Source organism: Oceanimonas baumannii (genome assembly GCF_002245495.1).
Lineage (GTDB): Bacteria > Pseudomonadota > Gammaproteobacteria > Enterobacterales > Aeromonadaceae > Oceanimonas > Oceanimonas baumannii.
In genome coordinates, this window is the sequence record NZ_NQJF01000008.1 from 20215 (window position 1) to 46791 (window position 26577).

At 53.5% G+C, this 26577-nt stretch carries 27 protein-coding genes and 3 tRNA genes; 14 read left to right on the forward strand and 16 right to left on the reverse strand.

The window, feature by feature from the left end; translation table 11 throughout:
• Positions 1-33 precede the first annotated feature (33 nt).
• The 9 genes from cobB to B6S09_RS10355 form a co-directional block, all read right to left on the reverse strand.
• On the reverse strand, positions 34-774 hold the full coding sequence (gene cobB, locus B6S09_RS10315) for a Sir2 family NAD+-dependent deacetylase (RefSeq protein WP_094278413.1): 741 nt from the start codon (positions 772-774) through the stop codon (positions 34-36).
• Between the two features lie 110 nt (positions 775-884).
• Positions 885-1187 carry an integration host factor subunit alpha gene (locus B6S09_RS10320; RefSeq protein ID WP_094278414.1) on the reverse strand — a complete coding sequence of 101 codons (303 nt, stop codon included), beginning with the start codon at positions 1185-1187 and terminating at the stop codon, positions 885-887.
• Positions 1188-1191: 4 nt separating this feature from the next.
• Positions 1192-3579 (reverse strand): phenylalanine--tRNA ligase subunit beta, encoded by a 2388-nt coding sequence (gene pheT, locus B6S09_RS10325; protein WP_094278415.1) that lies wholly within the window; start codon positions 3577-3579, stop codon positions 1192-1194.
• Positions 3580-3594: 15 nt separating this feature from the next.
• Entirely contained in the window at positions 3595-4578 is a 984-nt protein-coding gene (pheS, locus tag B6S09_RS10330; RefSeq protein ID WP_094278416.1) for a phenylalanine--tRNA ligase subunit alpha, read from the reverse strand.
• Positions 4579-4732: 154 nt separating this feature from the next.
• A complete protein-coding gene (gene rplT, locus B6S09_RS10335) occupies positions 4733-5089 on the reverse strand; it encodes a 50S ribosomal protein L20 (protein ID WP_014292510.1) in 357 nt (118 codons plus the stop codon).
• Positions 5090-5103: 14 nt separating this feature from the next.
• Complete coding sequence (gene rpmI / locus B6S09_RS10340) at positions 5104-5301, reverse strand: 50S ribosomal protein L35 (protein WP_014292509.1); 198 nt, start codon at positions 5299-5301, stop codon at positions 5104-5106.
• A 74-nt stretch (positions 5302-5375) separates the two neighbouring features.
• Positions 5376-5918 carry a translation initiation factor IF-3 gene (infC, locus tag B6S09_RS10345; RefSeq protein WP_083829462.1) on the reverse strand — a complete coding sequence of 181 codons (543 nt, stop codon included), beginning with the start codon at positions 5916-5918 and terminating at the stop codon, positions 5376-5378.
• The gene (gene thrS / locus B6S09_RS10350; protein WP_094278417.1) at positions 5915-7849 is read right to left on the reverse strand and encodes a threonine--tRNA ligase; all 1935 of its coding nucleotides are present in this window, start codon (positions 7847-7849) and stop codon (positions 5915-5917) included. Before thrS ends, infC begins: the two co-directional genes overlap by 4 nt.
• 188 nt (positions 7850-8037) lie before the next feature.
• Positions 8038-8478: a tellurite resistance TerB family protein gene (locus tag B6S09_RS10355; RefSeq protein WP_094278418.1), complete on the reverse strand. Its 441-nt coding sequence runs from the start codon at positions 8476-8478 to the stop codon at positions 8038-8040.
• A gap of 86 nt (positions 8479-8564) precedes the next feature.
• Here B6S09_RS10355 and B6S09_RS10360 point away from each other — a divergent pair, with 86 nt between their 5' ends.
• Genes B6S09_RS10360 through B6S09_RS10370 form a run of 3 tightly spaced genes read left to right on the forward strand, consistent with a single transcriptional unit; the run spans position 8565 to position 10403 of the window.
• Positions 8565-9440, forward strand: a complete 876-nt coding sequence (locus B6S09_RS10360; protein ID WP_094278419.1) for a fructosamine kinase family protein — start codon at positions 8565-8567, stop codon at positions 9438-9440.
• A complete protein-coding gene (locus tag B6S09_RS10365) occupies positions 9440-10183 on the forward strand; it encodes a pteridine reductase (RefSeq protein WP_094278420.1) in 744 nt (247 codons plus the stop codon). Before B6S09_RS10360 ends, B6S09_RS10365 begins: the two co-directional genes overlap by 1 nt.
• 16 nt (positions 10184-10199) lie before the next feature.
• Positions 10200-10403 carry a CPXCG motif-containing cysteine-rich protein gene (locus B6S09_RS10370; protein ID WP_094278576.1) on the forward strand — a complete coding sequence of 68 codons (204 nt, stop codon included), beginning with the start codon at positions 10200-10202 and terminating at the stop codon, positions 10401-10403.
• 77 nt (positions 10404-10480) lie between these two features.
• On the opposite strand, the gene B6S09_RS10375 is transcribed toward B6S09_RS10370, so the two are convergent.
• A complete protein-coding gene (locus B6S09_RS10375; RefSeq protein WP_094278421.1) occupies positions 10481-11209 on the reverse strand; it encodes a prephenate dehydratase domain-containing protein in 729 nt (242 codons plus the stop codon).
• 274 nt (positions 11210-11483) lie between these two features.
• Positions 11484-12089, reverse strand: a complete 606-nt coding sequence (locus tag B6S09_RS10380; protein ID WP_094278577.1) for a riboflavin synthase subunit alpha — start codon at positions 12087-12089, stop codon at positions 11484-11486.
• 164 nt (positions 12090-12253) lie between these two features.
• Between B6S09_RS10380 and B6S09_RS10385 the strand changes: the two genes are divergently transcribed.
• From B6S09_RS10385 to aptA, 6 genes are all read left to right on the forward strand, one after another.
• The gene (locus tag B6S09_RS10385) at positions 12254-13642 is read left to right on the forward strand and encodes an MATE family efflux transporter (protein WP_094278422.1); all 1389 of its coding nucleotides are present in this window, start codon (positions 12254-12256) and stop codon (positions 13640-13642) included.
• A complete protein-coding gene (locus B6S09_RS10390) occupies positions 13587-14609 on the forward strand; it encodes a DUF3080 family protein (protein ID WP_094278423.1) in 1023 nt (340 codons plus the stop codon). Before B6S09_RS10385 ends, B6S09_RS10390 begins: the two co-directional genes overlap by 56 nt.
• A 91-nt stretch (positions 14610-14700) precedes the next feature.
• Positions 14701-14777, forward strand: a tRNA-Val gene (locus tag B6S09_RS10395).
• 13 nt (positions 14778-14790) lie between these two features.
• Positions 14791-14867 (forward strand) — tRNA-Val (locus B6S09_RS10400).
• An 8-nt stretch (positions 14868-14875) separates the two neighbouring features.
• Positions 14876-14952: transfer RNA gene (locus B6S09_RS10405), tRNA-Val, on the forward strand.
• A gap of 610 nt (positions 14953-15562) precedes the next feature.
• Entirely contained in the window at positions 15563-16885 is a 1323-nt protein-coding gene (gene aptA, locus B6S09_RS10415; protein ID WP_094278425.1) for an omega-aminotransferase AptA, read from the forward strand.
• Between the two features lie 48 nt (positions 16886-16933).
• Here aptA and B6S09_RS10420 read toward each other — a convergent pair whose 3' ends face one another.
• On the reverse strand, positions 16934-17524 hold the full coding sequence (locus B6S09_RS10420; RefSeq protein ID WP_094278426.1) for an FMN-dependent NADH-azoreductase: 591 nt from the start codon (positions 17522-17524) through the stop codon (positions 16934-16936).
• A gap of 642 nt (positions 17525-18166) precedes the next feature.
• Here B6S09_RS10420 and B6S09_RS10425 point away from each other — a divergent pair.
• Genes B6S09_RS10425 through B6S09_RS10435 form a run of 3 tightly spaced genes read left to right on the forward strand, consistent with a single transcriptional unit; the run spans position 18167 to position 22908 of the window.
• The gene (locus tag B6S09_RS10425) at positions 18167-20089 is read left to right on the forward strand and encodes a PrkA family serine protein kinase (RefSeq protein WP_094278578.1); all 1923 of its coding nucleotides are present in this window, start codon (positions 18167-18169) and stop codon (positions 20087-20089) included.
• Positions 20090-20110: 21 nt separating this feature from the next.
• Entirely contained in the window at positions 20111-21379 is a 1269-nt protein-coding gene (locus tag B6S09_RS10430; protein ID WP_094278427.1) for a YeaH/YhbH family protein, read from the forward strand.
• Positions 21380-21387: 8 nt separating this feature from the next.
• On the forward strand, positions 21388-22908 hold the full coding sequence (locus B6S09_RS10435) for a SpoVR family protein (protein ID WP_094278428.1): 1521 nt from the start codon (positions 21388-21390) through the stop codon (positions 22906-22908).
• A 49-nt stretch (positions 22909-22957) separates the two neighbouring features.
• Here the strand turns inward: B6S09_RS10435 and fadR are convergent, their stop codons facing one another.
• The gene (fadR, locus tag B6S09_RS10440) at positions 22958-23683 is read right to left on the reverse strand and encodes a fatty acid metabolism transcriptional regulator FadR (RefSeq protein WP_094278429.1); all 726 of its coding nucleotides are present in this window, start codon (positions 23681-23683) and stop codon (positions 22958-22960) included.
• Between the two features lie 32 nt (positions 23684-23715).
• On the opposite strand from fadR, the gene dsbB reads away from it, so the two are divergent.
• The gene (gene dsbB / locus B6S09_RS10445; RefSeq protein WP_094278430.1) at positions 23716-24276 is read left to right on the forward strand and encodes a disulfide bond formation protein DsbB; all 561 of its coding nucleotides are present in this window, start codon (positions 23716-23718) and stop codon (positions 24274-24276) included.
• Positions 24277-24371: 95 nt separating this feature from the next.
• On the opposite strand, the gene B6S09_RS18535 is transcribed toward dsbB, so the two are convergent.
• Genes B6S09_RS18535 through B6S09_RS10460 form a run of 3 tightly spaced genes read right to left on the reverse strand, consistent with a single transcriptional unit; the run spans position 24372 to position 25769 of the window.
• Positions 24372-24806, reverse strand: a complete 435-nt coding sequence (locus B6S09_RS18535; protein ID WP_094278431.1) for a YcgN family cysteine cluster protein — start codon at positions 24804-24806, stop codon at positions 24372-24374.
• Entirely contained in the window at positions 24807-25469 is a 663-nt protein-coding gene (locus B6S09_RS18540; RefSeq protein WP_094278432.1) for a fumarylacetoacetate hydrolase family protein, read from the reverse strand.
• Positions 25470-25478: 9 nt separating this feature from the next.
• The gene (locus tag B6S09_RS10460) at positions 25479-25769 is read right to left on the reverse strand and encodes a YcgL domain-containing protein (RefSeq protein ID WP_094278433.1); all 291 of its coding nucleotides are present in this window, start codon (positions 25767-25769) and stop codon (positions 25479-25481) included.
• Between the two features lie 105 nt (positions 25770-25874).
• Between B6S09_RS10460 and minC the strand changes: the two genes are divergently transcribed.
• Complete coding sequence (gene minC, locus B6S09_RS10465; protein WP_094278434.1) at positions 25875-26558, forward strand: septum site-determining protein MinC; 684 nt, start codon at positions 25875-25877, stop codon at positions 26556-26558.
• The last annotated feature ends 19 nt before the right edge of the window (positions 26559-26577 follow it).

Sequence of the window (26577 nt, forward strand, 5' to 3'; positions counted from 1 at the left end):
CAGCAGGGCCCGCATAAGCGGGCCCTTTGATTATCAGCGGTAGCGATACGCTGCTTTCTGCTGCCGGCTCTGCAGTAGCTCATCCACCCAGCCGGTCACCATTTGCGTAGCCGGACCATAACGATGCTCATCAAAGTGACTCTGCACTTCGCTCGGCTCCAGGTTAATTTCCAGGGTATGGGCATTGTGCATCGCCGCTTCGTGCACGAACCCGGCAGCCGGATAGACATTGCCCGACGTACCGATGGCCACGAAGATACTGGCCTCACTCAATGCCTGGTAGATACGATCAAGCAACAGCGGCATTTCACCAAACCACACCACATGGGGGCGCAGCGGCTCGGGAAACTGACAGCAATGACACAAGTCAGTAGTATGCAACGGCCCTGTCCAGGTGATGGTCTGATTACTGTGAGGGCAGCGGGCTTTGAGCAGTTCACCGTGCATGTGCAACACATTCTTGCTGCCAGCCCGTTCGTGCAGATCATCAATATTCTGCGTCACTATGGTGACTTGCTCAGGCCATTCGGCCTCGAGGCGGGCCAGCGCAATATGGGCAGCATTGGGAGCAACCAGTTGAAGCAGTTCACGGCGTTCACTATAAAAACGTTGCACCAGTTCAGGATCGCGCTTGTATCCTTCCGGTGTGGCCACGTCTTCAATGTGGTGCTCATCCCACAAGCCATCGGCGGCCCGGAAGGTGCGAATGCCCGACTCGGCAGAAATACCTGCGCCGGTAAGTATTACGATGTTTCCTTTCTGCACGCTATGCATGCCTCTGCTAATTCCATCTTGTCCATAGGCTAACAGCCAGCGGCCTTATGGGCCAATAATGCCTTAGTCTAGGCATAACAAAAAGCCAGGCTATGCCTGGCTTTTCAGCGTTATTCCTGTTCGGGTGTCATCGCATTTTCAACCCGGGCCTTGAGCTTTTGCCCCGGGCGGAAGGTAACAACCCGCCTGGCCGAGATCGGAATATCTTCCCCGGTTTTGGGGTTGCGCCCCGGGCGCTCCCCCTTGTTACGCAGTTCAAAATTACCGAAACCGGAAATCTTGACCTGTTCCCCCTCCTCAAGAGAAGCGCGGATCTCTTCAAAAAACGCTTCCACCATCTCCTTGGCATCCCGTTTGCTGATGCCAAGCTGGGTAAACAAGTGTTCTGCTATATCGGCCTTGGTTAACGCCATAAGCTCAATCCCTCAAGGAAGCATTAAACTCGTCGGAAACCGCCGTTACAATACGGGCCACGGTGTCGGCGATTTCCTTTTCTTCCAACGTCCGTTGGGTGTCCTGCAATACCAGGCTGAGAGCCAGACTTTTCTTGCCGTCGGCAATGCCCTGTCCTTGGTATACGTCAAACAAGTTTAATCCAACCAGCTGATTTCCGCCAACTTTTCTAACCAAATCAAGGATATCGGCGGCAGCCAGGTTCTGATCGACAACCAGAGCCAAATCACGGCGGTTAGCCGGGAAACGGGACACTCCGGCCACATCAGGCACCCGTCGCTCAGTCAGGGCGGACAGCTCAATTTCAAACAGGTATGCCTGTGACTTGAGACCCAGCTTTTTCAGCAGATTCGGATGCAGTGCACCAAAGTGACCCACGGCCTCACCGTTACGCTGCAGGCGTGCCGACTGACCCGGGTGAAGAACCGGCAACTGGGCCCGCTCCACGCTAAACGCCAGCTCATCGGCAGACAAGCTCAGCAGTGCTTCCACATCACCTTTCAGATCGAAGAAGTCGGCATTCTGGCTGTTCATGCTCCAGTGCTCGTCCACCACCGGACCCAATACCAGGCCGGCCAGTACCGGGGTCTGACGGACGCCGTTTTCGGCTGTGTTATCCGGTACAAAGGTCAGCCCCTGCTCAAATAAACGCAGGCGGGTCTGCTGACGGTTCTGGTTATAAACAGCAGCCTGAACAAGACCCGGCCACAGAGATACCCGCATGGCAGACATATCGGCAGCGATAGGGTTAGGCAGCACCATCTGTTCGGCGTCAGGGAACATCAGCTGCTGCTGCGTCGGATCCACAAAGCTGTAAGTAATGGCTTCCTGGTAACCCAGATCCACCAGCGCGTCCTTCAGCCGGCTCGGCGGTAAGTGCGCCTCGCGGTAGGAAGACATGGTCAGAGCAGCCTTAGGCGCCACATCGGGAATATTGTTGTAGCCGTAAATACGGGCAACTTCTTCCACCAGATCTTCTTCAATGGCGATGTCGAAACGGTAGCTCGGCACCACCACACTCCATCCGTCGGCAGTGCTGGTCACGTCCAGTCCCAGGCGGCTCAGCATCTCGGTTACCTTGCCAGCCTCAATATTAACCCCGATCAGCCGGTTCAGTTTGTCGTGACGCAACACCACGGTGGCGGCGTCAGGCAATTTGTCTTCCGCCACGGCTTCAATGACCGGACCGGCATCGCCGCCACAGATGTCCAGCAACAGTGCGGTGGCCCGCTCCATTACCTTGTGCTGCAGCTGATAGTCAACGCCGCGCTCGAAACGATGGGAAGAATCGGTGTGCAGGCCGTAGCTGCGCGCGCGCCCGGTGATCGCCAGCGGGCTGAAGAAGGCACATTCCAGCAGCACATCACGGGTTTCCTCGTTCACACCGGTGGCTTCACCGCCGAAGATGCCGGCCATGGCTACGGGACGCTCGCTGTCGGCGATCACCAGGGTGTCGGCATTCAGGGTTACTTCATTGCCGTCCAGCAGGGTCAGCTGTTCACCCTGCTCCGCCATCCGGACCTGGATGCCGCCGTTCAGCGTATTCAGATCAAAGGCGTGCATGGGCTGACCCCATTCCAGCAGAACAAAGTTGGTAATATCCACTACCGGATCAATGCTGCGGATACCGCTGCGACGCAGTTTTTCCTGCATCCACAGCGGCGTTTCTGCCTTGACGTTGATGTTCCTGACCACCCGGCCCAGATAGCGGGGACAGGCATCGGGGGCATGCAGCTGAATATCGAAACGGTCATTGATGGTGGCGGCAACCGGAGTTATTTCGGGCCAGGATACATCTTTGCTGTTAAGCACACCCACTTCCCGGGCCAGACCGGCCAGGCTCAGGCAGTCGGCACGGTTCGGGGTCAGATCCACTTCAATGATGACATCGTTCAGGGACAGGTATTCACGGACGTCTGTACCCACAGGAGCATCGGCAGGCAGCTCGATGATGCCATCCGATTCCACGTCGATGCCCAGCTCGCTGTAAGAGCACAGCATGCCGTGTGACGGTTGGCCACGCAGCTTGGCTTTCTTGATTTTAAAATCGCCGGGCAGCACAGCCCCGACCACTGCCACTGCAACTTTTAAGCCCTGGCGACAGTTGGGCGCACCACAGACGATATCGAGCAGCTCATCGCCACCTACGTTGATTTTGGTCACCCGCAGCTTGTCAGCATCCGGGTGCTGGCCACACTCCACCACTTCGCCCACAACGACCTGAGAAAAGTCGCCGGCAACAGGCTCAATGCCGTCTACTTCCAGCCCAGCCATGGTAATTTGTTCGGCAAGGGCCTCGGCATTAAGACCGGTGTGGATCCATTCATCCAGCCATGATTTTGAAAACTTCATTATTGCTCCTGCCGCTTACCGGAATTGCTTGAGAAAACGCAGATCATTTTCGAAGAAGGCCCGCAGATCATTCACGCCATAGCGCAGCATGGTCAGGCGTTCTACCCCCATACCAAAGGCAAAACCACTGTAACGCTCGGGGTCAATGCCTACGGAGCGCAGTACGTTGGGATGCACCATGCCGCAGCCCAGCACTTCCAGCCATTTTCCGTTTTTGCCCATCACATCCACTTCGGCACTGGGCTCGGTGAACGGAAAATAAGAGGGGCGGAAACGGATCTGCAGATCTTCTTCAAAGAAATTATGCAGAAAGTCGTGCAGCACACCCTTGAGCTGGGTAAAACTGACGTTTTCATCCACCAGCAGGCCTTCCACTTGATGGAACATGGGCGTGTGGGTCTGATCGTAGTCGTTACGATACACCCGGCCCGGCGAGATGATGCGAATGGGCGGCTTTTGATGTTCCATAGTACGGATCTGCACCCCGGAGGTCTGGGTGCGCAGCATCAGCTTGGGGTTGAAATAGAAAGTATCGTGATCAGCCCGGGCCGGGTGATGGGCCGGAATGTTAAGAGCGTCAAAGTTGTGGAAATCGTCTTCGATTTCCGGACCTTCGGCCACCTGAAAGCCCAGCTCACCGAAAAAGGACTCGATACGCTTGATGGTGCGGCTGACCGGGTGCAGACCACCACTGACCTGGCGGCGACCTGGCAGGGTAATGTCCAGGGTTTCACTCGCCAGTTTGGCATTGAGTTCGGCCAGTTGCAGTGCTTCACGCTTGGCGTTAAGGGCATCATTGACGGCCTGTTTGGCCTGGTTGATGGCCTGACCCGCAGCAGGGCGTTCTTCCGGAGACAGCTTGCCGAGTGCCTTTGACTGCTCGGTGAAGGTGCCCTTCTTGCCCATGTAGCGAACCCGGATTTCATCCAGTTCGGCGGCAGTGGCGGCAGCCTGGATCTCCGCCTGCGCCTTGACGATCACGTCTTCCAGCTGATCCATGTATTCCTCGTTGATTTGCCCGTATACACGGACGCTTGATAATTAGAAAGGTCTTGATAATAAAGGAAATGCCCGTTTGCTTCCAGCCTGCAGCCGGTGTAAGGGCAATAAAAAAGGAGGCCGGAGCCTCCTTTGAAAACTGTCGTAAACCGACTTAAGCCAGGGCTTCTTTTGCTTTGGCAACCAAAGCAGTGAAGGTGGTTTTGTCGTGTACGGCAATATCAGCCAGGATCTTGCGATCGATTTCAACAGAGGCCTTTTTCAGACCATTGATGAAGCGGCTGTAAGACAGACCGTTCTGACGGGAAGCCGCGTTGATACGGGCAATCCACAGCTGACGGAACTGACGCTTCTTCTGACGACGGTCACGATAGGCATACTGACCGGCTTTGGTTACAGCCTGTACCGCTACGCGATAAACGCGTGAACGGGCACCGTAATAACCTTTGGCCTGTTTCAGAATTTTCTTGTGACGAGCGCGTGCAGTTACACCACGTTTAACTCTTGGCATTGTTCACTCTCCTCTTAAGCGGTGGGCAGCATGGATTTGATCTGGGCAACGTCAGACGCCGCTACCAGACACTTACCGCGCAGCTGACGCTTACGCTTGGTGCTTTTCTTGGTGAGGATGTGACGCAGGTGGGACTGCTTGCGCTTGAAGCCACCAGAGCCGGTCTTTTTAAAGCGCTTGGCAGCGCCTTTGTTGGATTTCATCTTAGGCATGAAATACTCCGCATTGTTAATAACATCAAACAGACAAGGCGAGCCGGACGCAATGCCCGGCTACTTGCAAAACCTTACTGTTTCTTTTTAGGGGCAAGCACCATCACTGCCTGGCGGCCTTCCAGCTTGGGAAAGGACTCAACCACAGCAAGCTCTTCGAGTTCGGTTTTGATGCGGTTAAGCAGGTCAAAACCCAGCTCCTGGTGCGCCATTTCACGACCACGGAACCGCAGCGTGACTTTGGCTTTGTTGCCTTCTTCCAAAAAGCGAATCAGGTTGCGTAGCTTTACCTGATAGTCGCCTTCATCAGTACCGGGCCGGAATTTAATTTCCTTGACCTGGATTTGTTTCTGCTTTTTCTTCTGTTCCTTTGTCGCTTTACTTTTTTCGTAAAGGAACTTGCCGTAATCCATGATACGGCAAACGGGAGGCTCGGCATTGGGACTGATTTCTACCAGATCGACGCCCGCCTCGCTGGCAGCGCTCAGTGCCTCATTGATGGACACGACCCCCAATGCTTCACCTTCCAGGCCGACCAGACGAACTTCTTTCAGTCGGATTTCTTCATTCAGTCGATTACGGGGAGCGGGCTTGCCCCCTTTTTTGGCGCCTTTTATAACCTATCCTCCACTGTTTTCTTTCCGCGGGTCTGAACCTCTTCCTTGATGAGGGCAATCAGTGCCTCAACATCAAAGGTTCCCAGATCCTGGCCTTTTCGGGTACGAACCGCTACCTTGCCGGCTTCGACTTCTTTGTCGCCGCAGACCAGCATGAAAGGTACCCGCTTAAGAGTATGCTCCCGGATTTTAAAGCCAATTTTCTCATTTCTCAAGTCTGCCTTGGCCCGAATTCCAATATTATTCAGGGACTCAACCAGATTTTTGGCATAATCGGCCTGGTTATCGGTAATATTCAGTACCACAGCCTGAGTCGGAGCCAGCCAGGTCGGGAACAAACCGGCGTATTCCTCGATCAGAATACCGATGAAGCGCTCGAGAGAGCCCAGGATGGCACGGTGGATCATCACCGGCACGTGGCGCTCGTTATCTTCACCGACATAGCTGGCACCCAAACGGCCCGGCAGAGCAAAATCAAGTTGTACCGTACCACATTGCCAGGCACGATTCAGGCAGTCATGCAGAGTAAATTCGATTTTCGGGCCATAAAACGCCCCCTCGCCCGGCTGCAGCTCATATTCAATGCCATAGGCCTTGAGCGCTTCTTCCAGGGCCAGCTCGGCCTTGTCCCAGATTTCATCACTGCCGATGCGCTGCTCCGGACGGGTGGACAGCTTGACCGCAATGTTGGTGAAACCAAAGGTTTCATAAGTGTCATACACCATCTTGATGCAGGCAGACACTTCACTCTGAATTTGGTCTTCGGTACAGAAGATGTGGGCATCATCCTGGGTAAAGCCACGCACCCGCATCAGACCATGCAACGCACCGCTGGGCTCGTTACGATGACAGCAACCAAACTCAGCCATCCGCAGCGGCAAATCCCGGTAGGACTTGAGGCCCTGATTGAAGATCTGTACATGGCCCGGACAGTTCATCGGCTTGATGGCGTAGTCCCGGCTTTCGGAGTGGGTGGTGAACATGTTTTCGGCATACTTGTCCCAGTGACCGGACTTCTCCCACAATACCCGGTCCATCATGAAGGGACCTTTCACCTCTTCATATTTGTATTCGCGAAGTTTGTCACGCACAAAGCCTTCCAGCTCACGGAAGATGGTCCAGCCATCATTGTGCCAGAACACCATGCCCGGAGCTTCTTCCTGCATATGATACAGGTCGAGCTGTTTGCCTATTTTGCGGTGATCACGCTTGGCGGCTTCTTCGAGCTGCACCAGATAAGACTTGAGCGCTTTTTTGTCAGCCCAGGCGGTACCATAAATGCGTTGCAGCATCTTGTTTTTGGAATCACCACGCCAGTATGCTCCGGATACCTTCTGCAGTTTGAAATGCTGACAGAAGCGCATGTTGGGCACGTGCGGGCCACGACACATGTCGACATATTCTTCGTGGTGATACAGACCGGGCTTATCGTTCTGGCTCACGTTTTGATCGAGGATCTCGATTTTGTATGACTCATGCCGACGGGCAAAAGTATCCCGCGCTTCCTGCCAGCTGACCTTTTTCTTGATCACCGCGTATTCGGTTTTGGCCAGCTCCAGCATACGGGCTTCAAGCTTCTGAATGTCTTCTTCGGTCAGCGTATGCTCGAGGTCAACATCATAATAAAAGCCGTTTTCGATCACCGGGCCAATGGCCATACGGGTGTCGGGCCACAGCTGCTTGATGGCGTGTCCCAGCAGGTGAGCACAGGAGTGACGGATGATCTCCAGACCATCCTGATCCCTGGCGGTAATGATCGAAAGGCTGGCATCGTTGCTGATCAGCTCACAGGCATCCGCCAGCTCACCGTCAATGCGACCGGCGATGCAGGCCTTGGCCAGACCCGGACCAATGTCCTGGGCAACATCCATAATGGTGACGGGGTTGTCGAAATGGCGTTGACTGCCATCAGGAAGAGTAATTGTCGGCATGAAATGTCCTTAACAGTGGTGCACCCTACCAAAGCGCACATGTATGTGATGAAAAGAATAATGATTCATGATATTCCCGACCATCTGGCGTTACCCGGCCAGCCTGGCACGCAATGGGTGTTATCCGGCGGCACAGGTCGGGAGCAAAAGAGTATCAGAATTCATCTGACATCGCCATGACGGGACGGTTATCCGGACGGGTTTTCAACGGCCAGTTTGAGCTGAATAAAGCGATTGTGGGGAATATAAAGCAGCTCGGCGACCTGGCGTATGATGCCTTCCTCCTGAGGATCCAGCTCACCATCGGCGAGCGCCATTTGCCACAGGGCCTGTAATATTGACTCACGACGCACTATGGGCAGCGCTTTCAGGTGGCGGGTAAATTCGTATAAGGAGATGGCCTCATCCTGATATGCCCTGCCCTGCTGCAACCACTGATGAACCTCATCCGGGGGCCGGCCGGAAATGCGACATAATAACGACTCCAGACACCCTTGCTCATCGCCGGTGGCGACACCATCAGCGAGCATCACTTCACTCAACAGGGCTGCTATCGCCACTTCTTCCTGCATCGCGACAGGATCCTCTGCGGGTGAGTGGTTCAGCCATTGCTTGATACGTTCAATCATGCAGATTCCTCGTTGGTTAAGTCACTGACGGCAACTGCTTTTAGCCTATACTGGTGGCAAAACATGAGTCAGTGGAGTGAAAGTGTATGTGGCCAGCGATAGCCAGTCAGATCGGTGAGGCAATGCACACCGACTTCAATATCACCGAGCGTTCACAGATCAGTGGTGGTGAAATCAACCAGGCATTTCGTATCAGCGATGGCCGGCATACGTTCTTCGTTAAATTAAATGACCGTGCCGGTGTGGATATGTTCCGTGCGGAATGGACCGCCCTCGAGCATTTGCTTAATACTCAGACACTCAAGGTTCCCCGCCCCGTGTGTTGTGGCACCACGGTCAGCAGCAGCTTTCTGGTACTGGAATATATACCGCTTGGCCACGCCGGAGATCAGGACTGGCATATGCTGGGCCGGCAGCTGGCTCACCTGCACATGGGTTCGGCACAGCCCATGTATGGCTGGGACGAAGACAACTTTATCGGTACCACAGTACAACCCAATATCTGGCATAAAAAATGGGCGACCTTTTTTGCCGAGCAGCGCATTGGCTGGCAATTGCAGTTGCTGAATGAAAAAGGCATTCACTTTGGTGATATTGAAGAGATCACCGGGGCAATCAAAAACCGGCTGGCCGGTCATCAGCCCAGGGCAAGTTTGTTGCACGGCGATTTGTGGCGTGGCAATCTTGGGTTTGATGATCAACAGGGCGTTCTGTTTGACCCTGCCAGTTACTTCGGCGACCGGGAAACCGATATTGCCATGACCGAACTTTTCGGCCAGTTTCCCAGCTCTTTTTATCAGGGTTACGATGCGGTCTGGCCCCGGGGTGAAGGCTATCGGGAACGACGGGATATTTATAATCTCTATCACCTGCTGAACCACGTGAACCTGTTTGGTGAGGCCTATATAAAGCAGGCCAAAACCAGTTTATTCAACATTATTGCCTATCAGGAGAAGCCATAATGCCTCCCGTGGTCTTGTTAACCGGTGCTGCACGACGGATTGGTGCCGAAATCAGCCGCTGCCTGCACGCGAGGGGATTCAACCTTGTGCTGCATTATCACAACAGTGAAGCACAGGCAGGTATGCTTGCCAATGAGCTGAACACGGTCCGCCCCAACAGTGTTCAATTGCTGCAGCAGGATCTCACCCAGCTCGATGCCATCAATGCTATGGCCGATCGAGCATTAGGCTGCTTTGGTCGTATCAGTGCTCTGATTAATAACGCATCCGCTTTTTACCCCACCCGCTTCGGAGAGATTACCCCAACCCAATGGCTGGAGCTCTCGGCGACCAACGCGGTGGCTCCCTTGCTATTGAGTCAGGCACTGCTGCCTTCACTGCAACAGGAGAAAGGCAACATAGTGAATATGGTGGATATCCACGCTGCCAACGGGTTACGAGATCACCTGCCCTACAGCATGGCCAAAAATGCCCTGATGACCTTGACCCGGGCTTTGGCCGCAGAGCTGGCTCCTCTGGTACGGGTCAATGGTATCGCACCCGGCCCCATTCTCTGGCCTGAGCATGAACTGAATGATGTCCAGAAACAGCGGGTGCTGGCGTCTGTCCCCATGGGCCGGCTGGGAACCCCTGGTGAAATCGCCGACACCGTTGCCTTTTTATTGGAAGGACCGGCCTATCTGACCGGTCAGATCATTGCGCTTGACGGAGGCCGTTCATGCCAGAGTCTGCCCGATGCCTGATGATCAGGAGGACCACATGCGTGAGTATTTTGAGACTAATGTTGTCTGCCCTCATTGCGGCCATCATACCCGTATTGAGGTTGATGCCACTGCCGGGGATCAGGACTATTACGAAGATTGTCAGGCCTGCTGTAACGCCATGCATATTCATGTGTTAAGAAATGAGCTGACCGATAATGTTGAGATCAGCGTTGATGCTGATGATGAGCAATATTTCTGATGCTGGTATATTTCGGTAACAACTGAAGGTAGGTATAACCAAGAGGCCCCCTTTATGAATAAGGGGGCTGGGCATGACTACTGCAGGTTCTCGCCGTAAAGCTTGATACCTTCATCAATGACCTGCTGCAGCACAACCCGGGCTTGCTCTTCGTCTATAGGCGCATCCCGTTTGGCAACATCAGCCAGAATAAATGACGTACGGTTATTTTTATTATCCTGCACTCCCCGAGCCACAATGCTCAGATCCGGATAAGCGCTATCCAGCACACAGGCTCCGACGGCAGCGGTTCCGGCCGGCAGTTCCTGCTCTGACACTTTTTTCGCTGCGGCAGCAGTTCCTTCCGGTACTTCCAGCTCTTTGGCCTGCACGGTTGCTTTCCAGCCATTAATCTGTTTCAGCGCGGCCGGATGAGAAGCAAGCAGAGTGATGGGCTGTTCACTTGCCACATCTTTGCTGTTCATCAACACACACATTTCAATCGGTGTCGTGATGAATCCTTTCAGCTCAGTCACCTGGTACTGCTCCATTGCATCCACGGTTGCCTGCACCAGTTTTCCATCAATGGTTGAATTTGCCACGGCAACAAATGCCAGCGCATTTTGCTCATCTGCCCGCTGGAATGCATTAGTGGGAGTACCGGAAAATTCGAGCTCTGACTGCAGGTGCGGAGATTGGCTGAATAATTTATGAATCGCCGCATCGTTAAAGCTTCCTCGGGAAGCCTGAACATAAATAGTATCAGTGGCGGCCATGGCGCTGGCAGAGCAAATCAGGGCCGGTATTATCCACAGTCGGTTAGTCATCCTGTTTCCTTGGAGTGTCGAAATTTATTGGCCGTTCAGTATGTTAGAAAAAGTACGTGTTGCCTACTGCCAGAGCCATGAAATGTGGCGTAATTGTGTGAACTGACTTTAATTTACCTCTTTTAACGTTACTTTGGTGATACTTTGGCCGAAATGAGTACTGAGTTTGACACCGACGGTGAGCTGGAACTCCGGCTAATTGTTGTTTGGTAGCATTTGTATGTTGGCATAACCAGATAATAAAACCACAGCTGCAGCTGTGGTACCGGTCAATTCAGCGGCTGGACATTACCCTCTCCACTGTTTCTACAATGGCCTGTGTCTGTGGATCAACTTCAATATTAGCCCTGTATCCGGGTTGAACCGTGCCCAGGTTAGTCCTCGCCAGGGTTTCCGGAATAAGGTGTACTGAAAAACATGCTGGGGTAACGGCTCCCAATGTCAGACTAATACCATCAATACCGATATAACCTTTGGTAAACAGGAACTTTCCCAGCCCCTCAGGCACGGAAAAACGCAGCGTGGTATTGGTCTCGGTTTCAACACGCTCCAGCAATTCGCTCATGGCCATAATGTGGCCCGACATGGCATGACCGCCAATATCGTCTCCGAAACGAGCCGCTCGCTCCAGATTAACCAAATCGCCTGCTTTCAGATCGCCAAGATTGGTGATCTTCAGGGTTTCCTGCATCAGATCAAAACTCACTCGCTCACCATCAATCGCGGTCACGGTAAGGCAGCAGCCATTGTGCGCCACAGAAGCGCCCAGCGTCAGGCCCGGCAACATGGCCGCCGGCATGGCTATCACATGGGTCTGAAAGTCATTTTTTATTTTCAAATCCAGCAGGATTCCCTGCCCCTGAACAATTCCAGTAAACATAACGTAACCCCCTAACAAACAGTTAAAAATAATGGGAATAAACGACATTAGCGGTTATATTTCCGGCGTAGGGGAAATTAAAAGTCACCCTGTTCCACGTTTATTAACTCTGCAATGCCCGGTACATTTCTCCGTGCCGCTTGCCGCTTTCAAGTGAGAAAACCATGTCGCTCTCTTCTTTCCTGCCAGAAACGCGTCATTTGCTGCGTTTGTGCGGCCCCATTCTGGTGGCTCAAGTAGCACAGACCACCATGAGCTTTGTTGATACGGTAATGGCCGGGCAGATCAGTGCCACCGACATGGCAGCAGTGGCAGTGGCTACCAGTTTCTGGTTGCCGATTATTCTGTTGGTTCAGGGCGTAGTGATGGCACTGACGCCCATTATCTCGCAACTGAACGGTGCCCGCCGGCAAAACGAGGTAGCCGGGGCCGTACATCAGGGCTTCTGGCTGACCCTGATGGTCATGATCCCCGCCTCTCTGGCCCTGTACTTTTCCCCCATGATACTGCACTGGATGGACATTGAGCCACTCCTGGCAGAAAAAACCACCGGCTATTTACACGGAATTCTCTGGGGTATGCCGGCCTATGCCCTGTATCAGGTGCTGCGTAATTTCAGCGAAGGACTGTCACACACCAAGCCCACCATGATGATCGGATTTATCGGCCTTGGCATCAATGTGCCCGCCAATTATGTGCTGATCCATGGCAAATTCGGGTTACCTCAGTTGGGTGGTGTGGGCTGTGGCTACGCCTCGGCGCTGGTGTTCTGGGCCATGCTCATTGCCATGATTATTTATACACACCGTTCTGCCCTGCTGAGTCGGTTTGCCGTGTTTGCCACCCTCACCGCACCGGATATGGCCCGCATCGGCCGCATCTTCAGGCTGGGCTTTCCCATTGCCATGGCCATTTTCTGTGAAGTGACCCTGTTTACCGTGGTGGCATTGCTGCTGGCCCCGCTGGGCGCTGATGTCGTCGCCGGGCATCAGATAGCGATTAACTTTTCGAGCATTATTTTTATGCTGCCCCTCAGTCTGGGAATGGCGCTGACGATCCGGGTAGGCCACAGCCTGGGAGAAGGCCGGGCCGAACAGGCCAAAGTGGCCAGTATTGTCGGTATTGGTTTTGGCACCCTCACCGCCGTTCTGACTGCGGTGGGAACCGCCCTCGCCCGCGACTGGATCAGCGGTATCTATACCGATGATACCTTTGTACTGGAGCTGGCAGCCAGCCTGTTGCTGCTCGCCTCACTGTATCAAATATCCGACTCGGTACAGGTCATCACTGCCGCAGCTCTACGGGGCTACAAAGACACTCAGGTGATTTTTTATATCACCCTGTTTGCTTACTGGTGCTGTGGTTTACCGATAGGAATGGTGCTGGGCCTTACCGACTGGCTGGTGCCGGCCATGGGCCCCCACGGCTTCTGGATCGGTTTTCTGGTAGGCTTAACCATAGCGGCATTTTTACTGATCCGGCGGTTATACAGGATTTATGAACAGGTCCATCATCGCGATTGTGCTGGTCTGCCTCTGGTTGACGGGCTGTAACGACCGGCAAACCTTAAAAACCTCCTTCACAACGTATCTCGCCAGGGTGGCCAGTGTGCTCGACACGGCTCCCCCTGAGCTGAGCCAGCCACCGCCCCTGCCCCCTCTGCCGGCACAACGGACTCTGCAACTGTCGCAACCCCGTGTCAGCGCCGGCCTGCTGGACACCCTGAAACTGGGTGAGTGCCGGCTGCTGACGCTGGTTGGTGAGCACAACAGTCCGGTCGGGAAGAGTCAGCAGGCCGGTGCCGTGTTCATGTATCATCTGCAGTTTCAGCAAGGTCTGAACGATTGCCTTTCCCGCAGTAACGATAAGGCCCTGCGCAGCTGGCTGACAGACTTGCAGCAGCAAAAGGCACCGCTGTTGCCCGGGTTTTACTGGAACATGATGGTCGCCGAGCCGGAGATACGCGCGGCGCTCACTCCCCGTCAGCGTCCGGCCATGCCCGACTTTCAGGCCACCTATAATGCCTTTTCCCTGTTTGCGGCTCTGCAGTTATTGTCTCAGGCCCCAGCTTCAACCCCGGATGTAAACAGCGATGAGTTCACCGAACGGCTCAGCGGCTTGTATAACAACGACTATCTGGGCGAGCTGTATTATTCCCTGCACAGCGCCAGTCATTATCTGCACCAAAGCCTGCTATTCCTTTCCCGGCTTGAGCAATTCAACTGTGGCCCTGCCGGGAAAGAAGACGCCAGACGGTTGCGCAATGCCATGGAGCACTACTATATCAAGGATATTCAGGCACAACTGACTGAACTCGACCGTCATTTTGTACGTCTTGCTCCGCTACTCGAGCAAAGTCTGATACCACCGCCGGCACGACAAGCCGAGGTCGCAGAATATCGCCACTGGTATGCTTCAGGCCTGAACAGCCACATCTATCGCCGCTATCGTCAGCTTACGCTTGATCATGCAAAAGCCTGGCAACGCTTTCTGCACCGCTGTGATTTGCCCCCAGGTTGAGCAATTGTTCTCCATCCGGTTGTTATGGAACAAAAAATGCTTGCCCCCCCTGTCCCCCTTGGCTAGTATACGCAGCGCCTGAAGGCATTGTGCGTTCTTAGCTCAGTTGGTTAGAGCACCACCTTGACATGGTGGGGGTCGGTGGTTCGAATCCACTAGAACGCACCAGATTTTATGTTTTGCGTCCTTAGCTCAGTTGGTTAGAGCACTACCTTGACATGGTAGGGGTCGGTGGTTCGAATCCACTAGGACGCACCAATTATTCCGCGTTCTTAGCTCAGTTGGTTAGAGCACCACCTTGACATGGTGGGGGTCGGTGGTTCGAATCCACTAGAACGCACCAGATTGCAAAGCCCGCTCAAATGAGCGGGCTTTTTTATTTCACCTATTCTGCTGTACTCCCCGCAAGGCTGGCGAACGTGTCGCGGCCTATTTCACTCAGGTTTACTCCCCCTGAAGCCGCTGCATTTGCCAGTTGCTCAGCCACCATATGCCCGTATCGCCAGCCAGGAGAAAAATCAAGCCGGGCTTCAGGCGGCCCGGCAGCAAGTAAGCATCAACAGCAGAACACCGTCGATTCGGTGCAGTAACTTACCACATCAGGAAATATAGCTTCATTCCGGATCATTTTTACAGCTCATACCCGCGATCCCTGAGAGGCTGATGCCCGTCATTTCTGTTCCTGATTGACATTAAAGAGCGGCACCACAAGCCTGGTCAGGTGATAATTAGTTTCACTCACATGAATGTTGGCATAACAAGGTATTATTACCGCCTGCCGATCCAGGTTTATCGTCTGCAAACGGCCATAAAAAACACGGTATCGTATTGCCGGGTTGAGCCGGACCAAACTGAACATTGAAAGGTTGTCATTTTATCCTTATTACATTTTATTCACACTGGCAGTCACTTAGCGATAAGCGCCAATAACAAAAGTCTGAGAGAGTGCTGCAATGAACCATCAATCACTGAATGCTCACTGGATGCCCTTTACGCCCAACAAGGGCTTTAAAGCCAGCCCCCGCATGTTAACCGGGGCCAAAGGCATGTACTGGACCACAGATGATAATCGTCAGGTTCTCGACATGACTGCAGGCCTGTGGTGCAGCAACGCCGGTCATGGCCATCCGCACATTGCCGAAGCCATCGGCCGTCAGGCACGGGAGCTGGACTACGCCCCCTGCTTTGGCTTTGGTCATCCGCTGTCCTTTGAACTTTCCGAGCGCCTTGCCTCCCTGGCTCCGGGTAACCTGAACCGGGTGTTCTACACCAACTCAGGCTCAGAGTCGGTAGAAACCGCCCTGAAAATGGCCCTGGCCTATCACCATGCCAAAGGAGATACCGGCCGGCAGCTGTTTATCGGCCGGGAACGCGGTTATCACGGCGTGAACTTCGGGGGCATCTCGGTAGGTGGCATTACCGGCAACTACAAGGCCTTTGGACAGTGGCTGCCCACTGATCACCTGTCCCATACTCAGGACTTGTCCCGAAACGCCTTTTCCCGCGGTCTGCCTCTCCATGGCGGTGTGGAAATGGCCAACGAGCTTGAAAAGCTGATCAATCTGCACGACGCCAGCCGCATTGCTGCCGTGATCATCGAGCCCATTACCGGAGCAGGAGGCGTACTTCCGCCGCCGGTAGGTTATCTGAAACGCATTCGCGAAATCTGCGATAAGCACGGCATTGTGCTTATCTTTGACGAGGTGATCTGTGGTTTTGGCCGTACCGGCAACGTGTTTGCCAGCCAGACCTTTGATGTGCTGCCAGATATCATGACCACGGCCAAGGGACTGACCAACGGGGCTGCCCCCATGGGTGCCGTACTGGCCGGTGATCATATTCACGATGCCGTTGTGGAAGCCAGCGCCAGCGGCGTAGAGTTTTACCATGGCTATACCTATTCAGCGCATCCGCTAGCCTGTGCTGCTGCCATGGCAACCCTCGATGTCTATGAACAGGAAGGTCTGTATCAGCGCGGCGCCGCTGACGGTGAAATAAGTCAGTACTTTGAACGGGGTCTGCACAGTCTGAAAGGCTTGCCTGGCGTCATCGATATTCGTAACTATTCACTGATTGCCGCAGTCGAGTTTGAAGCACCGGCTGGCAAGGCTGGCAGTACCGGTCCTGGTGTTCAGAGCAATGCCTGGGAACAGGGACTGATGTTACGCTCGCTGGGTGATGCCATTGCCATGTCTCCTCCCCTGATCCTGGAGAAAGAACATGTGGATCAGACCATCGGCATTCTGGAACGTTGCATTCGCCAGCAGTTCAGCTGACCGGTCCAAATAAAAGAGGCTGCCACAGGCAGCCTCTTTCTATTGCGGTTAATGTGCAGCCAGCCGGCTCAGATGGGCCTTGGCATTATTAAGCTCCTGCTCCCGCAGGCTTCCGCCCATGCCCATGCCTTCTGCATAGACAAACTCCACCTCAGTGATACCCAGAAAGCCCAGAATGGTTCTCATATAAGGAGTGATGAAATCCTGTGGCGTATCTTTGTGCAAACCGCCCCGGGTGGTGATGACCACGACCTTCTTGTTTGTTAACAGGCCTTCAGACCCCTTGTCGGTATAACGGAAAGTCACCCCGGCCCGGCACACCAGGTCAATCCAGGCTTTCAACTGTGCCGGTACATGAAAATTATACATGGGGGCAGCAATAACAATGTGCTCGGCGGCTTTCAGCTCATCAATCAACTGATCCGACAGCGCCAGCAGATGACGCTGTTGCTCATCCAGGTTCTCTCCTCCGCGCAATGCCTGAGCCCCCCTGCCATCAAGCACAGGAAGCGGAATGGCAGCCAAATCACGAACGTTCAGGTTCGGCTCATCCAGCTGTGCAATATAATGATCCGTCAGCATTCCCGATGCGGAATCTTCTCCGAGAATACTGGATTTGAGGATCAATGTTTTACTCATGAAATACGCTCCTTGGCACAGAATATCGTCAAAAAGAAAGTGCAGAAATACTGAACAAACATTCTTATGTCTGAATGAATGCATATAAGAGTAAGAAAAGAGGAGCCAAATTTAAACGATAAATTGAAGGTCAAGTCATTCAAAATAATCGAACAAGAGATTATACGTAACGTTTACGTCAAGGTAAGATTATGTGACAGATAAAAGAAAACCCTCGGCTGGCGAGGGTCAAACAAACGGAAACGTGCTTAAACAGAGCTATGCACCTCACCTGAAAACTTGCTCTAATTGGCTACAACAAATGTTCAGACCATGATGCTCGTTCAATGTAACCGGAGCAAAATGTGAAGTCAACGTAAAAAAAACAGAAAGAACGCCAGATATCACACCCCGGAAGCACCTTTACGTTAACGTTACAGTAAGGAAGCTCATTCTCTCTGTTCATTTCCCGGTGCCATCCCTGGCAGCCCGCTTGCAGCTCACTCCGAAACTGCTTCTCAATTAAACAAATGTCAGTTTTTTCCGTGTCTTACACGAGCACAATGACAAAACCATGACTAACCTTATCAACAAGGAAATGAAATGTGTGTGCGCACGGCTCTGTCATTTAAATGAGCCAAAGGTAAATCAGGGGGAATGACCATGGGTATTTTCGAGCACTATCAATCGCGCTATGAAAAAGCCAAGGAAGAAGAATACGGCCTGCAGGAATTCCTTGACCTCTGCCGCGAAGACAAAAGCTGTTATGCCTCCGCCTCCGAGCGGTTGCTGATGGCCATCGGTGAGCCGGAAATGATCGACACCGCACAGGTACCGAGATACAGCCGGCTGTTTTCCAACCGGGTAATCGCCCGCTACCCTGCTTTCGCCGACTTTTACGGCATGGAAGAAAGCATTGAACAGATTGTTTCCTACCTTAAACATGCCGCTCAGGGGCTGGAAGAAAAGAAACAGATTCTCTATCTGCTGGGTCCGGTCGGCGGCGGTAAGTCGTCTCTGGCCGAGTGTCTCAAGGCATTAATGCAGAAAGTGCCCATATACCGCATCAAAGGCTCACCGGTAAATGACCATCCTTTCTGTTTGTTTGACATGACCGAAGACGGTCCCATCCTGGAGCAGGAATACGGCATTCCGCGCCGCTACCTGCGCCCCATCATGTCACCCTGGGCCGTCAAGCGTCTGCACGAGTATGGCGGTGATATCACCCGTTTTCGGGTGGAAAAAGTCTATCCGTCGGTGCTGGACCAGATTGCCGTAGCCAAAACCGAACCCGGTGATGACAATAACCAGGACATCTCTTCCCTGGTAGGTAAAGTCGATATCCGTAAACTGGAACACTATGCCCAGGATGACGCCGATGCCTACTCCTATTCCGGTGCCCTCTGTAAGGCCAATCAGGGCATGATGGAATTCGTGGAAATGTTCAAAGCGCCTATCAAGGTACTGCACCCGTTACTGACGGCCACTCAGGAAGGCAACTACAACGGTACCGAAGGCCTCTCTGCCCTGCCCTTTGACGGTATCATTCTGGCCCACTCCAACGAGTCCGAATGGCAGCACTTTAAACACAACAAAAACAATGAAGCCTTCCTCGATCGGGTTTACATCGTCAAGGTACCTTATTGCCTGCGTGTGACCGAAGAAGTGGAAATCTATCAGAAACTGCTGACCAACAGCGAATTGTCCACTGCCAAGTGTGCCCCCGGCACTCTGGAAACCCTGGCTCAGTTTACGGTTCTGTCACGACTTAAAGAGCCTGATAACTCCAGTATTTACTCCAAAATGCGGGTTTATGACGGTGAAACCCTGAAAGACACGGATCCTAAGGCCAAGTCCTATCAGGAATACCGTGATTATGCCGGTGTGGATGAAGGCATGAACGGGCTATCCACCCGCTTTGCGTTCAAAATTCTGTCCCGGGTATTCAACTTCGATCACGCCGAAGTGGCCGCCAACCCGGTACACCTGTTCTATGTACTTGAGCAGCAGATTGAACGGGAGCAGTTTCCCCAGGACGTGCACGACCGCTACCTGGAGTTCATCAAGGGCTATCTGATCCCCAAATATGTCGAGTTTATCGGCAAGGAAATTCAGACCGCCTATCTTGAGTCCTACTCCGAGTACGGTCAGAACATCTTTGACCGTTATGTTACCTACGCAGACTTCTGGATTCAGGATCAGGAATACCGGGATCCGGATACCGGCCAGCTGTTTGACCGGGCCGCCCTTAATGCTGAACTGGAGAAAATTGAAAAACCGGCCGGCATCAGCAACCCGAAAGACTTCCGTAACGAAATCGTTAACTTCGTGCTGCGGGCCCGGGCCAATAACGCCGGTAAAAATCCCAACTGGACCAGCTACGAGAAGCTCAGAACCGTTATCGAGAAGAAAATGTTCTCCAATACCGAAGAGCTGTTGCCGGTTATTTCCTTCAATGCGAAAACCAGTGCCGACGAGCAGAAAAAGCACGACGACTTCGTGGATCGCATGATGGAAAAAGGTTACACCCGCAAGCAGGTCCGGCTGCTGTCCGAATGGTACCTGCGGGTACGAAAATCAAGCTGATAGTCATCAGTTGGGGGAATCATGGCGCATTTTATCGACAGACGACTGAATGGCCGCAACAAAAGCGCTGTTAACCGGCAGCGCTTTATCCGCCGCTACAAACAACAGCTTAAAAAGGCGGTGTCAGACGCGGTGCTCAAACGAAGCATTCAGGACATTGACCAGGGTGAGAGTGTCTCCATTCCGACCCGGGACATTTCCGAGCCCTTTTTCCACCACGGTAAAGGGGGACACCGGGATCAGGTGCACCCCGGCAACGATCAGTTTGTCACCGGCGACAAAGTAGACCGCCCATCCGGGGGTGGCGGTGGAGGCAGCGGTCAGGGAGAAGCCAGCAATCAGGGAGAAGGTCAGGACGATTTCGTGTTTCAGATCTCCAAAGACGAGTACCTGGATCTGCTGTTTGACGGCCTGGAGCTGCCGAACCTGGAGAAAAACAAGCTTAACAAAATCAGTGAAATGAAAACCTTCCGGGCCGGCTATACCGCCGACGGTGTGCCGGCCAACATTAATGTGGTGCGTTCACTGCGCCAGTCTCTGGCCCGGCGTATCGCCCTGCAGGCCGGAAAGAAACGTTCTCTCACCGAGCTTGAGCAGGAGCTGGCCGAACTGAGCAAACGGCCGGCAGAAAACTATGCCCGGATTCAGGAGCTGGAAGACGAGATTTCCGAGATGAAACGGCGCATTGCAGCGGTGCCTTTTATCGACACCTTTGATCTGCGCTACAACAACTTTGTGAAACGGCCGGTCCCTTCTACTCAGGCGGTCATGTTCTGCCTGATGGACGTATCTGGCTCCATGGATCAGGCCACCAAAGACATGGCCAAACGCTTTTATCTGCTGCTGTACCTGTTTCTTACCCGCAGCTATAAAAACGTCGATGTGGTGTTTATCCGGCATCATACTCAGGCAAAGGAAGTGGATGAACAGGAGTTTTTCTACTCTCAGGAAACCGGCGGCACCATCGTTTCCAGTGCGCTTCAGCTGATGAAGGAAGTCATGAACGAACGTTATCCGGCAGATCAGTGGAATATCTATGCCGCTCAGGCGTCCGATGGTGACAACTGGGCGGATGATTCCCCCCTCTGCCGGCAACTACTGCAAAAAGACATTATGCCGCTGGTGCGTTACTACACTTACATAGAAATCACCAACCGGGCTCACCAGAGCCTGTGGCACGAATATGAAACCATTGCCAGCGCGTTTTCCTCCTTTGCCATGGAGCATATCCGCTCGGTGGAAGATATTTATCCCGTATTCAGAGAGCTGTTCAGAAAGCAGGCTGCGTGAGGTGACCCATGGCCCAAGCACTAAAAAAAAGCCGGCCGCTCAGTGACGGCCCCGACTGGACCTTCGAGCTGCTCGAAGCCTATCACACAGAAATTATCCGTATTGCCGAACACTACGGACTGAGCACCTACCCCAATCAGATAGAGATTATTACCGGTGAGCAGATGATGGACGCCTATTCCAGTATCGGTATGCCCATTGGCTACCATCACTGGTCTTATGGCAAAAAGTTTATCCAGACCGAACAGAATTACAAACGTGGCCAGATGGGGCTGGCCTATGAAATCGTGATCAATTCCAACCCCTGCATCGCCTATCTGATGGAAGAAAACACCATGCCCATGCAGGCGCTGGTGATGGCCCATGCCTGCTACGGGCACAATTCCTTTTTTAAAAATAACTACCTGTTTAAAACCTGGACAGATGCCGAGTCCATTATCGACTATCTGCTGTTCGCTAAACATTACATCAATGAATGCGAAGAAAAATACGGTGTAGCTGAAGTAGAAGGCCTGCTGGACAGCTGCCATGCCCTGATGAATTACGGAGTTGATCGTTACAAACGACCACAAAAGCTGTCATTGGCAGAAGAGCGCCGGCGGCAGAAGGCCCGGGAAGCCTATCTGCAGACCCAGGTGAACGAGCTGTGGCGTACCCTTCCTCGCATGGAAGATGAAAAAGAGCAGAAGAAAATCCGTTATCCCCGGGAGCCAGAAGAAAACCTGCTGTATTTCATTGAGAAACACGCTCCTTTGCTCGAGCCCTGGCAACGGGAAGTGGTCCGTATCGTACGCAAGATAAGCCAGTATTTTTATCCGCAAAAACAGACTCAGGTCATGAACGAGGGCTGGGCGACCTTCTGGCACTATACCATTTGTCAGCATATGTATGACGAAGGGCTGGTAACCGACCGGTTTATGCTGGAAATCCTGCACAGCCACACCAATGTGGTGTTTCAGCCCCCCTACAACAGTAAATATTACTCCGGCATCAACCCCTATGCCCTGGGCTTTACCATGTTTCAGGACATTCGCCGTATTTGTGAAGCTCCCACCGACGAAGACAAGGCCTGGTTTCCGGATATTGCCGGTTCGGACTGGGTGAAAACACTGCACTTTGCCATGGAAAACTTTAAAGACGAAAGTTTTATCAGTCAGTTCCTTTCACCCAAGGTCATGCGTGATATGCATCTGTTTGCGGTGGCAGATGACGATACCCATAACTACCTTGAAATTTCCGCCATTCACGATGAGTCCGGCTACCGGCTGTTGCGCCAGACCCTGTCAAATCAGTACAACCTGTCCAACCTGGAGCCCAACATTCAGGTATATAACGTGGAAGTAAAAGGCGACCGGTCACTGACCCTGCGGCACGTGCCCCACAACCGCATTCCCCTGTCAGACTCCTGCCATGAAGTCATCAAACATGTACACCGTTTATGGGGCTTTGATGTACTGCTCGAACAGGAAGAAGCCGATGGCAGCGGCACCCTGCTGGGCCGCTGCCCCCCAAAACATCAGGAAAGCTGACCCCTCTGACAGCCCGGTTACCATGCCGGGCTTGCCTTGTATGGCGGTATCAGAGCGACAACGGTGACGCTCCCGGCTCGCCGGACAGTTGCTCCTGTATTTGCTGCCATAACAAGCCGGAGGCCTTGCCATATTCCCGTACCCGTTCCGCGACGCCATCGGCATCGCCCTGACGTGCAAACTCCGCCAGATCACGGTAATACGCCATCGCCAGGGCCCGGGTTTGCTCACGGGAGAAATAATAACGCCCCACCCGGCAATAAAGGCCCTTGAAGCCATTCAGGATCAGGCCATAAATCGGATTGCCCGAGGCAAAAGCAAGACGATGATGAACCTCATAATCAAACACCGAGTAGGCCTCGGCGTCATCGGCAACCTGTCCGATGCCGTCCACCGCCTCCTCCACTGCCGTGGGCTGATGGCGAATGGCACTACGAATAAAAATGGAGCTGATATGAGTGCGTGCCGACAGCAAGTGTTCGATCAGCTCAGGGGTTTTATTGGCATCCAAACGTGCCAGGGTTTCCAGGATATTCAGACCGGATGTTTCCCACACATTATTTACCCGTGTGGGCTTGCCGTGGCGAATCGTCAGCCAGCCATCCCGGGCCAGCCGGTGCAACACTTCACGCAAGGTGGTGCGGGTAACACCAATCAGCTCCGACAGCTCCCGCTCGGCAGGCAAAATGGAGCCCGGTGGGAACCGGCTGTTCCAGATAGACTCTATGATATATTCTTCCGCGAAACCGGCAGGGCTTTGAGCCTTGATGATCATGAAAGCACTCTGTAATAAGGCAAGGTTAAACAATGATAAATAGCGCAAAAAATAATAACAGAGCGAACCAGCCAGCCACAAGCCACCCGCTTGTCCGGTTTTCCCGTACCCGTACCGCCTGGGCCTTGCTGACTATCGGCAGCCTGGCATTACTGCTGATTGCACTTTACTACCAATACGTACAGGGTTACGCCCCTTGTGTCATGTGTGTATATCAGCGGGCGGCCCTGGGCGGGATCATTCTGGCCGGTATACTGGGCTGGCTGGCCCCAGGCAATATGGTAACAAGCAATGTGGCATTGGCGGGCTGGCTTGGAGCATCGGCAAAGGGTTTTTTACTGGCCAGGGAACATGTGGGTTACCAGCTTAACCCATCCCCCTTTCACCAGTGCTCCACCGTGGCGGAATTTCCGGCCTGGTTTCAGCTGGATATCTGGTGGCCGGCGGTATTTTATCCCAGTGGTGACTGCTCATCCATCGACTGGCAGTGGCTGGGGCTGACCATGCCTCAGTGGCTGATGGGTGTCTTTGCTGTGCTCACTGCCCTGGCGGCAGTATTTATCGTGGCAAGGCTGACAGGAATGAAGCGCTAGACTGCTGCCATTCCGGCACCGGGCCGGAATGCATGCTTCAGAAAGAAAGCCCGCCACCTTAAATCAGGAGGCGGGCCGAGCATAGTGTGCCGAGCTTAGCTGGCCCAGGTAATAATATGATCTTCCCAGTCGCCGGCTTTTGATTCGGGAACCACCTTGCCCCGCACCGACTGTCCGGCACGATGCATGGCACTTTTCGAGCCGGTACGCAGCGGATGCCAGGACGGCAACGACTTGCCTTCCGCCAGTACCCGGTAGGCACAGGTGGAGGGTAGCCAGTAGAACTCGCTCAGTTGTTCACGGGTGATTTTCAGACAATCCGGTACCCGTTCAAACCGGTTTGCATAGTCGCTGCAGGCGCAGCTGTGGGTATTCAGCAACTCGCAGGCCACATTGGTGTGCACAAGCTCTTCGGTTTCCTCGTCGATCAGCTTGTTCAGACAACACTTTCCACAGCCATCACACAGGGCTTCCCATTCCTCATCGGTCATCTCCTCAAGAGACTTGGTCTGCCAGAAATTAACCTGCATTTACTTCGCTACCTTTGCCTCAAAGGCAAACTTGTTATCCAGTGTTAACGTCAGTGCATCACCGGGATTCAGCTCACCCACCCCTTTAGGAGTGCCGGTCAGGACAATATCACCGGGCATCAGGGTAAAACTATGGCTGATATCTGCCAGCAACTCGCCCATTGACCACATCATCAGCCCGGTGTTGCCGGACTGACGGAGCTCACCATTAACCATCAGCGAAAAGTCGAGCTGCTGTAGTGGTGACAGCAATTCCGGAGCCAAAAACGGCCCCATGGGACAGCTGCCATCGAACGCCTTGGCCCGCTCCCAGGGATGTCCCTTGGCTTTCAACTCGTCCTGCAGTGCCCGCAGGGTCAGATCAAGCGCCAGCCCCACGCCCGCCACCCCGGCAAGCGCAGTACCGGCATCGGCTTTGCACAGCCTGCGTCCGATAAGCAGTGCCACTTCCGCCTCATGATGAACCGGGCCGGCCTCCGCCGGCAGTACCAGCGGTTCACTTAACGGGGTCAGGCTGGTAGCCGGCTTGATAAACAACAAGGGGGATTCGGGTACCGGGTTATTCAGCTCCTCGGCATGATCCCGGTAGCTGCGCCCTACACAGACCACCTTGCCATTGGCATAAGGCAGCACAAAACCTTCCTGATCAAGATGCTGATACATGCTCTTTCCTTATTTATTACTGCCGCGTTCAGCCGCCTGGCGTGCCAGATGCTCTTTCAGCAGGTTTTCCGGGGGCGGCGGCAACTGCAGAAAATAGCCCTGAGTTTTCAGCGCCGCACGCACCTTATCGATGTCAGAGATACCCAAACGGGTTTTACCGGCAAGATTAAACATCATCGCCAGCTGTGGCGTGCCAAAGGTATCCATTAACGGAGCGGGAACGCGCGAAAAATCGTCGCGACGTTCAACAAACAAATAGGTTTCTGCCTTTTTGGGGCTTTTATACACTGCACACAACATGGAAATTGCTATAATCCGTCGGGTTTATTGCCAGTTAAGACGGCAAACTATACCATCAGCACGACCAATAACAAAAAGGATCACTTCCTTGGGGGACAGCCGCTTATGGCGGAGCGTGGCATTGAATTAAAAGGCAGCAGCTTTACCCTGTCGGTATTACATCTCAACTCAGCCGACATTGCACAGGCGAAACAGCAACTACAGGAAAAAATCGCACAGGCACCGGGTTTTTTCCGCGCTGCACCACTGGTTATCAATATCGAAAAGTTACCGCAGATTCCTGACTTTTCAGCACTGTCGGCCGCCGTACGCGAACTGGAGCTGGTCCCGGTGGGTGTCAGCGGTATTCTCGATGATAGTGGCCGGGCCGCCGCCAGAGCCGCCGGTCTTGCGGTCATGACCACCGGTAAAGTCCCCGCCCCTGCTGCCGAGCCTTCCCCTTCATCTGCCTTGCTGAATCAGCCAGGAACCCGGGTTCATCGCGGTCCGGTTCGCTCAGGCCAGCAAATTTACGCTCAGAATGGATCCTTAGTGGTGCTCGGTGCCGTCAGTAACGGGGCCGAGGTGATCGCCGATGACAGCATTCATGTTTATGGTGCCCTGCGCGGCCGCGCCGTAGCAGGTGCCAAAGGCAATGAAAACGCACGTATTTACTGCCAGCAACTGATGCCGGAACTGGTGTCGGTAGCCGGCCATTATCAGCTCAGCGATGGCTTGCAGGGTGAGCACTGGGAACAACCGGTCAGTATTTCTCTGTCCGGTGAACAGCTCAAACTCGACAAGCTCTGATTTTTTTTCGACTTAGGAA